The 12,213-nt window shown below is 37.0% G+C and carries 9 protein-coding genes; 2 read left to right on the top strand and 7 right to left on the bottom strand.

Going from position 1 to position 12,213, the window contains the following annotated elements:
• Positions 1–40: 40 nt before the first annotated feature.
• Complete coding sequence (locus D0T08_RS17685) at positions 41–436, bottom strand: hypothetical protein (RefSeq protein WP_116984000.1); 396 nt, start codon at positions 434–436, stop codon at positions 41–43.
• A 167-nt stretch (positions 437–603) separates the two neighbouring features.
• Positions 604–1,257 carry a response regulator transcription factor gene (locus D0T08_RS17680; RefSeq protein WP_116983999.1) on the bottom strand — a complete coding sequence of 218 codons (654 nt, stop codon included), beginning with the start codon at positions 1,255–1,257 and terminating at the stop codon, positions 604–606.
• A gap of 252 nt (positions 1,258–1,509) precedes the next feature.
• Here D0T08_RS17680 and D0T08_RS17675 point away from each other — a divergent pair, with 252 nt between their 5' ends.
• Both D0T08_RS17675 and D0T08_RS17670 read left to right on the top strand, forming a co-directional pair.
• On the top strand, positions 1,510–2,472 hold the full coding sequence (locus D0T08_RS17675) for an alpha-E domain-containing protein (RefSeq protein ID WP_116983998.1): 963 nt from the start codon (positions 1,510–1,512) through the stop codon (positions 2,470–2,472).
• A gap of 129 nt (positions 2,473–2,601) precedes the next feature.
• Entirely contained in the window at positions 2,602–3,339 is a 738-nt protein-coding gene (locus tag D0T08_RS17670; RefSeq protein ID WP_116983997.1) for a peptidase, read from the top strand.
• A 2-nt stretch (positions 3,340–3,341) separates the two neighbouring features.
• On the opposite strand, the gene D0T08_RS17665 is transcribed toward D0T08_RS17670, so the two are convergent.
• From D0T08_RS17665 to D0T08_RS17645, 5 genes are all read right to left on the bottom strand, one after another.
• Positions 3,342–5,519 (bottom strand): sialate O-acetylesterase, encoded by a 2,178-nt coding sequence (locus D0T08_RS17665; RefSeq protein ID WP_158561286.1) that lies wholly within the window; start codon positions 5,517–5,519, stop codon positions 3,342–3,344.
• A gap of 281 nt (positions 5,520–5,800) precedes the next feature.
• Complete coding sequence (locus D0T08_RS17660) at positions 5,801–7,972, bottom strand: 3-coathanger stack domain-containing protein (RefSeq protein ID WP_116983995.1); 2,172 nt, start codon at positions 7,970–7,972, stop codon at positions 5,801–5,803.
• Between the two features lie 590 nt (positions 7,973–8,562).
• Positions 8,563–9,972, bottom strand: coding sequence for a phosphoglucosamine mutase (gene glmM / locus D0T08_RS17655; protein WP_116983994.1), 1,410 nt, complete (start codon positions 9,970–9,972; stop codon positions 8,563–8,565).
• Between the two features lie 172 nt (positions 9,973–10,144).
• On the bottom strand, positions 10,145–10,984 hold the full coding sequence (locus D0T08_RS17650; RefSeq protein ID WP_116983993.1) for a transglutaminase family protein: 840 nt from the start codon (positions 10,982–10,984) through the stop codon (positions 10,145–10,147).
• Between the two features lie 42 nt (positions 10,985–11,026).
• Complete coding sequence (locus D0T08_RS17645; protein ID WP_158561285.1) at positions 11,027–12,205, bottom strand: efflux RND transporter periplasmic adaptor subunit; 1,179 nt, start codon at positions 12,203–12,205, stop codon at positions 11,027–11,029.
• Positions 12,206–12,213 lie beyond the last annotated feature (8 nt).

The following is a 12,213-nucleotide window of genomic DNA, read 5'->3' as shown; positions in this document are numbered from 1 at the left end:
TTTAACTTTTTGGGGAATGATAGCCGTATAAAGCAATAATTTATAAGTGGCCATGAGTATAAGTAACCAGCTCTTCTCTCCCAAGCGCTGCGAAAATGTCAGCTGCGTCGAATAGTTGCTTACCTTCTGTTTTATTAATGGCAGAAACATTTTCTTTTCTATCCAAAAGAACCAGAAGAGAAGAACCATCCCAACTTACAAAATCCTTTTTGTCAAACGTAATACCGATTCCTTCAGGTGACTCATTAAAGTAGGCGCATTTTTTAGTAGTACTGTTTACTACATCTCCTACAACTCCTACTCCTCTTAGTTCAACAGTAAGAACTTTCAAACCGGATAATTCGTCGAGAATTGCGGATAGTGAATTATTAGTTACAGCATCTTCAACAGTTTGTGAAGAGTTTCTTAAGCGTTCAATGATTTCTTCTAAAGTCATGATTTTATAAGGGTTTAAATATTAAAAAATTGTTTTAGTGCGCTATTGAGCAAATAAAATCTATTAGAGCCCTGCAATAGGAGTCTATTAAATAAATTAAGTGATTTACTTAAAGATTTCAGTCTAAGGTAAGTACCTTGTGTCAGGATAATAAAACTGTATTCGACTCAATCAATTAAGCCATGTTTCATGGCATACTTATACAACCCAAGAGCCGTATTAACCCCTAGTTTCTTCATCAGATTCCTTCTATGGGTTTCAACTGTAGTAGGGCTGATATATATTTTTTGGGCTATTTCAGCATTCGAAAATTCTTGTACTATCAGTTTCAGAATCTCTATTTCTCTTGGAGTAATTGGAATATTTTCGCTTATTTCCTCTCTACCACTTGGAGTATTCAGATTCGGAATTTCAGCCAGTCGCATTACGGCTTCATCACTCAAATATTTTTTTCCGCTTGCCACAGTTTTAATAGCCGTTTCTAGTTCGGCTTTTTCTATCTTCTTAACAATGTATCCTGAGGCTCCGGCGGTCAAAGCTTCTTTAATAATAGCAGGCTCTTCAGACATGGTTAATAGCATTATACGTACATCAGGATATTTTTCCCTAACTCGCATAGTGGTTTCTATGCCATTCATGAGTGGCATGTGATAATCAATCAGTATAATGTCAGTTTCCTCACTTTCTAAAAACTTTAACACTTGTAGACCACTATTTTTTATTCCTACTACTTCAATCCCATTTATAGTATCAATTAAAAAACCTAAACTTTCGGCAACAATAACGTGATCATCAGCAATTAAAACTCTGATTTTTTGCATAGAAAAATAAATAAAAGGTAAAGTCTAAAGAAGTGGATAAGTGATTTTAATAATCGTTGTGGTTTGTCAGTTCGGCGCAATTTTATGACAAAGCTAATATAGGAGAAAGTAAAATAAAATACCTATAAGTAGTGAATTTTTCATTGCTAATATTTATCCTATATATACAAACGGAATCTTCATAATATTTTGCTTGCATTTCAAAATTCGTTTACTATCTTTGGCTACCATCAATAAAAACCAAAGAATATTATGTTGAGTCGTGTTGCCAATTCCATTTATTGGATAAGTCGCTATATAGAGCGGGCAGAAAATTATTCCCGCTTTGTAAGTGTAAATCTGAACCTTGCCCTTGATGCTCCCGGTATTTTAACAGAACAATGGGAACCCCTACTCATTGCTACTGCTGATAACTATAGTTTTTTTGAATATCATAGTCGGGCTAATCGTAATAATGTGATTGACTTCATGACTTTTGATAAACGTAACCCCAACTCTATCTATAGTTGTTTATCAGCTGCCCGCGAAAACGCCCGTACTATACGTGAGAGCATTACTAAGGATATGTGGGAACACATCAATATTTTCTATCTGAAAATTAAAGAAACGCAATCAGCTAAAAACTGGGATGTAGAGCAGCTTCAGCAATTCTTTACTGAAATCAGAGATGGATGCCAGCTTTTCTGGGGAATTGTAGACTCAACAGTAACACGCAATGAGGCTTTTCATTTTGGTCGAATGGGGCGTTTTTTAGAGCGTGCTGATAAAACATCACGTTTTTTAGATGTACGTTATTTTACTTTATTGCCTGATGATGAAGCCTTTGGCTCACCACAAGAATTACTAATCTGGACATCTGTGCTGAAATCGGTAGGAGCATTTAATATGTATCGTCAGGAACATCGTGTCATTAATCCATCTCATATTGTTGAGTTTTTGGTTTTAGATAAGAGTTTTCCACGGTCGGTTTTTTACTGTATTCGTCAGGCAGAACTTTCTTTGTACGAAATTTCAGGGCATAAAATGACCGAAGGGTATTCAAACCCTGCTGAAAAATCATTAAGTAAGCTGCGCCATGAGATAGAATTTACAGAGGTAGAAGATATTTTTGAGAAAGCGTTGCACCCATATTTAGACGAGTTTCAGATTAAAAATAATAATGTAGCAAAGAATATTTTTGATACTTATTTTGGTTTAAAACCGATTGAACAATAAATTAAAATATTAGTTATAGTAATTACTAAATTAGCTTTTTATACTTTTGTGTTTGTTTTTTTGTACATCGGTAATGAATGCTGCTTTCATTGCTAAGAATCGAGGCGGCGATCCGCTCAACGTTATGATATGACTTTTTGTCTTGGAGTAAAAGTAGCTAAAGGGCTTGTGGCCATAGCTGATACACGTATCACTTCTGGTAGCGAAGTTTCTACGAATAAAAAAGTATTTATTCATCAATCGAACCATCATTCGATGTTTATTATGACGGCCGGCCTTCGTTCGGTTCGCGATAAAGCAATCACTTACTTTAAGGAAGCATTAGAGCAGCAAGACCATAAGTTTGATAAGATGTATAAGGCCGTTAATGCCTTTGGTGAACAGGTGAAGAGAGTGGCCGCAGAAGATAAGTTTTCGCTGAAAGAAGCCGGATTAGCGTTCAATCTGTCGGCCTTAATAGGAGGGCAGCTTGAAAATGACGACGAACATAAATTATACATGCTTTATCCGGAAGGTAACTGGATAGAAGTTACTGAAGGGTCTCCGTTTATTATTATAGGGCAATCTAATTATGGAAAGCCCATTTTATACCGCAATCTAAAATATAATACTTCGCTGCAAGAGGTGCTGAAACTAGGCTTTTTAGCTTTTGATTCCACACGTGTTAGTGCCAATGATGTCGACTTTCCGATTGATGTGATTCTTTGCGAAAAGAATAGTTTTAATATAGTAGAACATCGCTATGAAAAACAGGATTTAGAGCAAATCTCGTATCAATGGAATGCCCTGCTGAATGCTTCTGTACAGAAACTTTCAACAGATTGGATGGAGCCTATTTTCAGCAAATCATTAGAAGTAGGAGAGTAGACCTACTTCTCAATCCAGATATTTCTAGACTCCGAAAACTTGCTATTCTGCAATCGGATAATGTATTTGCCACTTTCCAAGAAAGAAAGGTTTATCTGTCTGCGCTCTGTGAGCGACGGCACAAGTGTAGAATAAACAAATTTCCCACTAACATTATACACTGTTAATAATAAGTCGCTCAGGTCGTCCCGGGCTTCAAGGTATATAATCCCATCCGGAGCCGGGTTAGGATATACTATAAGGTTTTTGATCTCAGTACTCGGAATGAAAGAAAAAGCCTTTGACGCAAGCGAACGACATCCCAATGTCTGACTGCCGCTGATAGCGTAGTTTTTAATAGCCGTTGCCGTGAAAAAGCCAGGTTTAGCAGACTTTATTATAGCGGCTCTTGTAGTCAGGAATGCGTCGTCTTTTTTCCACTCATACGCATCAATCTTTTCAACCTTTTGCTCAGCTTCTAAGCTGAATGCACCAATCTGTGCAATAGTAGGCTGCTCAGGACGAGGCTTAATGCTGGCTTTCATTATATCAGAAGGAGGAGATACACAACCATTATCATCTCGCACTTTTACAGAAACACTATAATCGCCTGGTTTTGTAAATGATATACTTCCTGTACTATCATTGGTACTCCAGAAACTTTTTCCAAAACCAGAGGCATAAAGTATAACCGAAGACCCTTCACACACAGTTGGTCCATTGCCTATAATAATATTTGGTTTAGGCGGAGATGCCAACAATCTCGTAATTACTTCATTAGACGGAGGAGAAAAGCAATCTAAAGAATTGATACCTCGTACAGTAAATGTACCTGAAGTATTAATAGTGATTGAATTATTGGTTTCACCTGTATTCCAACGGAATCGGGTGTAGTGAGTGTCATTGGTTACTAATTCTGTATTTCCGCCTACGCAAAAATTTGGATTTCTTTTTGAAGTAGCAAAAGGAACAGTACTAGGAGGTAAATCTTTGATATTGACAGTATTTGAAAAGAAATAATTGCCTACTCCATCGCGCGCAATGGCATAATAACTGCCCTTATTAGCTGTAAGAGAAGTTTCGGTAGTATTATCAGACCATCGTTGAGAGCTGAAAGTACCAGGTAAACTTAGCTTTGCCGTTTCTGAAAACTGACAACTTGCCTGTAGAGTAATAAGTGATGATGAAAGAAAAGGAGTAGACTTATTAAAGAAATTGTCGTTTAGTTTTGTATCCCAGGCTTTAGCTAAGGAAGAGATACCATCATTAGTACCACCAAGGTTTTTGAAGTGAACGCCTTCTATACGAGGCACCTGAATAGAGTCAGTATAAGGGCCTTCAAACACATTGGCTATATCTTTAATTAATCTATTTTGCGCTCTGATAACATTTGCGTTTGTGTGCACGTTAGCAAAATCGTTAAGCGAGGTACGGCATATCACCCAGCTCAGATTCTTATTTGCATCAGCACGACTCCTTTCAATAACTGTTTTTACATTATTATAATAAACATCTTCGCCCGTTTCAGAATCGTCTTCACCCTGTTCCCATAAAACAGCGCGTATACCCAAGTAAGAAGCATAAAATTGTAGTGAAATTCTAAGACCTGAATAAGGCGCCCCGCCAATATAGGGTAAGTGGAAAGCATTCTGCGTAGGTCTACCAAGAGCACTGCTATACCAGTTTTCAGAAGAACTACCACCATAGGCAGCATTTAAAAATAAAATAGGCACATTCAGGCGTTGTGCCAGATGATCACCCAATTCTCCCCAACACCATGAGCCTTGCCCTTTAGGACCAACCATCGTATTGGTTTCGATATGAGAAAAACTACTGAAATAAGGATAATCCCATAAGTTGTCTTGTACTCTGTAATTGAAGCAGTTGACACGGTCATCAAGAGAAGGTTTCGCCCCATAGTCTAAGACACCTTCGGCATTAGATTGTCCGGCTATCATAAAAACTTCTCCGATACCCACTCGGCTTACCGAACCTTGAATTACAATACTTTCATTGAACCAACCTCTTACTTGCAAAGTATACCAGCCACCTTGTCCTTGTAAGGCTCCAACAAAATATCCTCCTTCGGGCTTTGTAGCAATGATTGTCCAGTCTGTCGGTACTCCCTGCGTAGATTTTACGGGCACTAATCGTGCTTCAACTTTATCTAGTTCACCATCAAAATTCCCTGAAATATTCACCAATGCAGTGTTCTGATTATTTCTTTGAAAAACACTTCTATCTTTAGGGAAGCTAATTTGTATTTGACTAAAACAGGTAGATGTTAAAATTAATAAAATAACAATTAAACTCAGGCTTCGCATTTCTCCAATTCTTCGTATTAAGGTAATATCATATTTAGGTAATAAAGTACAAAAATAATGAGGAAAAACTGAAATAAAAAATCCTTACTTAACAGACTGTAAGTAAGGACTTTATAGGTATTATTTTTCGGTTCTTTGATATGAGCCAAATATACGTTTTATTCAACTTTTCGGAGTTCGACCCTAACAGCTCCATGGCACGGACGATAAGTCGCAAATACCCCGGGCTGTGCCTGAAGATGTGCTGGGAATCCGTTAATACGGCCTGTCATTGTTTTTCCATTTTTCGATATCATGGTTACGTTATCATTATACCACTCTAAAGTCTGGTCAGGAATTAATTCACCTGTCCAGGTAGCAGTAAACGTATCTCCCTCATTATAATATTGCTTATCTAGTATAACATTATCCGTATTTTCCGGACAGTTCAGAGGAGCATCATCATGATCACAAGTACTGGTATAACCCTGAATTACAAAATCTTTATAACCATTTCGGGAAACAGTCAGCAGATAATAGGCATTATGGTTATCCGGCGAATTGTTTTTAGTAATTAATGCATTACCTGAAAATTTAAATTCAATTGACGGGTCAAGATTCTGAATTGACATACGGTATTGCGATAAATCATTATCAGGAGTAAAAGGATGAAAAGTAAATTTCATACCTCCCTCTCTACACGCATTGTTAGTTTTTATTTGAATCGGAATACCGCTGATGCCTGCTGTGCCATTTGTACAACCCTGGAGATTCACCTCCAGAACGCTTCCCGGTTCTATATTGAAACCTGCTGTAAGGTCAACATTTTTATTGGCTGAATATCTTACCGAAGAGTTGTCGCTGATTCTGTCTGAACTATGAATACTTTCAGAAGCAATTACATCGGTGTTAGCAGAAACTAAATCTATACTGGTTGTTACCTCAGGTTGGCAAGGATAACTTAATTTCACTAGCCATATATCGCGTGGGTCTTGTGAACTAGCATGATTACCATTGACATCGCCATTAAAAGATTTTGTAGTACCTGTCGTAATCAGTGTTTCATCTGTTGTTTCCACTAATCCACTGCCCTCATCATCTTCTGAACCACCCATGGTTTTTTCCCAGACAATATCAAAGCTTGAATTTATTTTCATCAAAAACACATCAAATTTGTCGTTGTTATTGCTTGGTATTCTGTTTCTGTCGGTAATGCTTCCATTATTAGAAGTAGTAGAACCTACAAAAACATAACTACCATCGCGTGTCAGAATCAAATCGTTAATAAAATCTCTACCAGAACCTCCAAATATTCTTGAATCAACAAAATTTCCACCAGAATTTAACTTGAATAGCCAGGCATTTTCCTGATAATTATTTGGGAAATCATTGTTAGGGTCTTTGAAGAAATCATCGGTTAAAGAGTTAGAAACAATACCTACTACGAGATCTCCATTAGGCAAGGCTATTACACTACGTGCTTCGTCGTTCTGATTTCCACCATAGGTTTTCTTCCAGATTGTGGCTAGTGATTCATTAATTTTAAGGGTAAAGATATCTTTAGCACCTTTGTTTGGGCCTAAAGATCCATCATCAGAGTTAGTGCTACCAACAATTACGTAGTTGCCATCTGATGTTCTTTTCATATCAAAAGGAAGATCGTCGTTATTGCCGCCAAAACATTTTTTAGACATAATATCTCCATTCTGGCTGATTTTAGCTACCCATATATCACGGTTATAAGAAGCGGTATTCTTTCCTGAATCATTCATGTCCTGGTCGGCAGAAGTAGTATAACCAAGAAGCATGATATTATTGTCTGAGCTTGGTAAAACTCTGATAGGCATATCCTCTCCTGCACCTCCCAATATCTTGAACCAAACTCTCTGTCCCTGAGCATTCAGTTTGGTTATTAAAATATCATAATAACCCTTAGAGAATGTATTATCAACATTACGAAGGTTTGTGCTAACAAAGTTAAGCCTTTGTACACTGACTACTTTTGCTATCAGAATATATCCACCATCTGAATTTTGGATGATGTCTACACCCCTGAATCCGGTATAAATCTGGTTATCAAAAATAATAGTTTCCCAGAGTAATTCCCCTCTGGAGTTTACTTTTGAAGCTACGATTGATTCATAACCGTTCAGCGTTTTTTTGCCGGTAGTTATGTAGTTTCCATCTTGTGAAGGGGCTATTCGCACGCCTTCATCACCATACCAGCTATCCCATCCATAGCATCTTTGCCACTCTATGGCAGTTGCTGAATTCTGGGCGTTCGTTTGTAAAAAAACGGAAAGGGCAAGGAGACACGTAATGAGTGATAGAACTGTTTTTTTTCCTGACATGACAATGATACTTCTAATTTTTAAATGCACGAATTACTTTTATAAATGCTTAGCGAACATTTTAATTGAATCCACATTTGTACTTAAAGTACAATTTTAAAGAAACCGACATTTCTTTAAAATTTATAATTTACTGACGAAAATAATAATGACAAAACTTAGAAAATTGTTTTATAAAAACACGTATTCTTTTCTAAAGGTACCATTTATTATATATTTTACTGAAATATCAGCTTTGGTCGAATATTGATTTTGTTCAATATTCTTAAAGAATCACAAGGAGTATTTTCTTGTATTATTTATATTTTTAACATATAAACATAAAGAGCACTTTCCCTTTATTTTTAAAGGTATCAAGAGTTGTCTTTTAAATCAGTGCAACAGTTAAAATGCCTTTTAAATCTTGTGGCACAAAATTGATGCCAAAAGCAAAAGGTGGTTAAGTAGACATAGACAGTTGTGGAAGTTAAAAGAAGTAGTAGCTAAGATTATAGCTGCAAAGCTAATGAAAAAAGCGTATGTAGTGCTTAAAATACGATTAAAATCGTGGTAATTCCTTAAAATAAGTACGAAATTACCACGATTCTCTATTAAACTCTTTGAGAAATTAATTCTTTAATATCTCTGATAATTTTATCTGCCAGATTAGAAGCAGTAGTTTCAAACTCAGATTCGGCATAAATACGGATGATAGGCTCTGTATTAGACTTACGTAAGTGTACCCATTCTTTCTCAAAATTAATCTTTACACCATCTTCTGTATTAATCGGATAACGCTCATATTTAGATTTAATATCTTCCAATACTTCATCTACATTAATCTCTGGCGTTAGTTCGATTTTCTTCTTGGCTATGTGGTAATTCGGGTAAGTTTTTCTTAAAAAACCTACTGGTTTACCGAATTTTGCCAATTGTGTTAAGAATAAGGCGATACCCACCAATGCATCTCTACCATAGTGTAGTTCAGGATAGATAATACCTCCATTGCCTTCTCCACCGATAATCGCTCCGATTTCTTTCATTTTAACTACCACATTCACTTCACCTACAGCGGCTGATGCATGCTCACCACCAGCCTTTACAGTAACATCTTTCAAGGCGAGAGTGGAGGAAAGATTCGAGACCGTTTTCAAACCTTTTTTCTTTTTTGTATTAGCCAAAATATAATCAGCTACTGCTACAAGAGTATATTCTTCTCCAAATGGCTCACCATCTTCACAGATAAAAGCTAATCTGTCAACATCAGGGTCTACTACAATACCCAAATCATAGTTACCTTTGCGCGTCTCTGAAGAGATCTCTCTAAGGTTTTCAGGCAGTGGCTCAGGGTTATGAGCAAATATGCCTGTAGGCTCACAGTTGATTTGCTTAATTTGTTTTACCCCCAGTGCCTCTAGCAACATTGGTACTGCTATACCACCACTAGAGTTAACGGCATCTACAGCTACTTTAAAATTAGCTTTTTCAATGGCTTTTTTGTCTACCAAAGGCAAGTCTAAAATTAAATCAATATGTTTCTTCAAATAGGAATCATCATAAGTTACTTTGCCTAAGTGCTTAACATCGCAGAATTCAAATGATTCATTCTCAGCAATTTCAAGCAATTCGGCTCCATCACTCGCTGAAATAAACTCACCTTTTTCGTTCAACAATTTCAATGCGTTCCATTGAATCGGATTATGACTAGCTGTGAGAATAATACCGCCGATAGCTTTCTCTAAGGGAACAGCTATTTCAACAGTGGGGGTAGTAGAAAGCCCCAGATCAATTACATGAAAACCCATACCTACCAGGGTAGAGCAAACAAGGTCTGAAACCATTTTACCTGATAAACGAGCGTCTCTTCCAAGAACTACTTTGTGCTCGGCATTCTGATTTTTTTTCTTAAGCCAAGCCCCGTAAGCAGCAGCAAACTTTACAATATCTAAAGGAGTTAAGGCATCACCACTTTTACCGCCAATTGTTCCGCGGATACCAGAAATAGATTTAATAAGGGTCACTTTAAATGCGTTTTGGGAAATTTTAGGAAATAGGTATTATACATTAATCGAAGATAATTCCGAACTAATATAGTGATTGACTAAGGTTAATCACGGACAAAGATAAAAAAAAACTGAATTTTTTCTAGCCTTTATTTTTCAAGGATTAAAATCTATTTTTACAAACGAAATATCAGAGACGTTTAATATTTACATTCGCATTTAATTGTGATTTAGCGGTACCTCTGAATCCTCCTGTGATAGGATTAATTAATTCAGGTTGTGCAGAAGAAGCTAAAGTTATATAGTTTTCATCTACTATTTTGCCTTCAGTAGGGTCGAAACCTCGCCAACCTGCACCAGGCAGATATACTTCAACCCAGGCATGTAATTCATGCGCTTGCAGCAGGCTTCCATAACAATAACCACTTACAAAACGGGCAGCAATACCCAATGCTTTACAAGTGGCAATCATCAGCACGGCATAGTCACGACAAGTGCCCTTTCTGTTTAATAGTGTTTTTTCAGCAGCATTGGCCGGGCCTTCAAGGCGTTTTTCATACACAAAACTCTGTTTGATGTATTTCGAAATCCGGGCAAGAAAATCGGTTGTTTTCCAGTTCGCTTCTGCGGCTATCTGACGGGCAAACTGATGTATCAGGGTAGTTACTCCTGTCAGATTCAGATAGGGGTGGAGCAATAAAGCCTCTTTTTCAGGGTAATTAAAAGGCAGCTTCTCTGCACTAAATGGGAAATAAATAAAATGATAGGGGTTCGTAGACGCTGATTCTATCTCAAAAGTAGCCTTAAATGTAAGTTCCTCGCAAGAAGAATTAATATAGGCAACGTATTGTGCGTTGCCTTCTACATCTATATTTTTATAAAGAATATTTGCTACAGGATTAATTTCGAGTTCAAAACTGCTTACCTCCTGATGTGGAGATGCTTTAGGCGACAAATAAATATAATGAGGCGTCAGAAAAACGGGTTGTGAATATTTATAATGTAAGGTATGTTCAACACTTAGAATCATAAATTGTTTATTGTGAATGGTAAGCTAAAACTGAACAAAATTTTAATCTTCAACAGTTCCACCCATGCCTGATAAAAAATGTCCCTTTTCGATAACTACTAAGGCTGAACTACCTAACTCTTCTGCTAATTGCACTTCAATATTCTTCCCTTGAGTGGCGCCTAATTTAACTGGTATTTTCCTGAAAACTACCTCTTTAGTGTTTTGTTTTTCAAGAACAATAATAGAGTTCCCATCAGACTCGCGCAATACTGCGCTTTCAGGCAATGTCTTAGTTGTGCGAGTGCCTGTTAAAATCTTAGCATTAACAAACATACCCGGAATAAGCTTCTGCTCTATTTGTTTATTATCCAAATGAGCATGAATATTGATTGCTTTCGTATCATCTTCAAATGTTTGTCCGACCATAAATACCGTGGCCTTAATATTTTCACCTAATCGCTTATCGTCTATGACTATTTTTTGCCCTTTCCGGATTTTGTAGGCATCCTTTTCCAGAACTTTCAATTCTACATGCAAATCATCTTTGCTGATAAGCTCAAATAACACATCGTTAGATGTTATAGCTTTCCCGGTATTGATATGGGCAGCCCTGACATATCCGTTAATAGGCGCCACAATATTAATTATCGTCGAAATATCTCCTTTTTTTAAGGTATTGGCATTCACGCCTAATAATTTCAGTTTGGCTTCTAAAGCTTTTATCAATGCCCGATTGCTATTGAATTCGGCATCTGCCTGTTGTAATTTTTTCTTTACGCCTATATCTTCCGAACTAAGTGTTTGCTGACGCTCCAGTTCTTTTTCGAGGAAAGCCGAATGAGCCACAGCCTGAAAATAATCTTGTTGCATCTGGATAAACTCGATGGACTCTACAGTAGCTAAAATCATGCCTTTAGTAACAAACTTACCGGATAATGTTGTATTGGCAAAAATGGTTTTAATAAACCCATTGGTTGGAATGCTGATAAAAACCAGATTTTCTGGTGGCACTTCAACCGTACCTGTAACCTTTATTTCTTCATTCATGACAATCTCACTGAAATTGCCTAAGCTGAGATTAAGATTTTTAAATTGCTCGGCCGTAATTTTTATTTGCTCCGATTTTGGTTGAGCCTTAGTTGTATCAGCGACGGTTGCCTTAGCAGGACTTTCTGTTTTCTTCGAACATGAAGCAAGCCCTGTTAATGCTAATACCGATAGAAAAAAATATATTTTCATGAGAGTGT

The organism is Emticicia sp. C21 (assembly GCF_003418935.1).
In the GTDB taxonomy this organism is placed as follows: Bacteria; Bacteroidota; Bacteroidia; order Cytophagales; family Spirosomataceae; genus Emticicia.
The sequence above is the reverse complement of the archived record's forward strand: the minus strand, read 5'-3'. Positions and strand labels throughout refer to the sequence as shown.

Coding starts and splice junctions, on each gene's coding strand:
- D0T08_RS17685 (WP_116984000.1), bottom strand. CDS start 436: ATGACTTTAGAAGAAATCATTGAACGCTTAAGAAACTCTTCACAAACT.
- D0T08_RS17680 (WP_116983999.1), bottom strand. CDS start 1,257: ATGCAAAAAATCAGAGTTTTAATTGCTGATGATCACGTTATTGTTGCC.
- D0T08_RS17675 (WP_116983998.1), top strand. CDS start 1,510: ATGTTGAGTCGTGTTGCCAATTCCATTTATTGGATAAGTCGCTATATA.
- D0T08_RS17670 (WP_116983997.1), top strand. CDS start 2,602: ATGACTTTTTGTCTTGGAGTAAAAGTAGCTAAAGGGCTTGTGGCCATA.
- D0T08_RS17660 (WP_116983995.1), bottom strand. CDS start 7,972: ATGTCAGGAAAAAAAACAGTTCTATCACTCATTACGTGTCTCCTTGCC.
- D0T08_RS17650 (WP_116983993.1), bottom strand. CDS start 10,984: ATGATTCTAAGTGTTGAACATACCTTACATTATAAATATTCACAACCC.
- D0T08_RS17645 (WP_158561285.1), bottom strand. CDS start 12,205: ATGAAAATATATTTTTTTCTATCGGTATTAGCATTAACAGGGCTTGCT.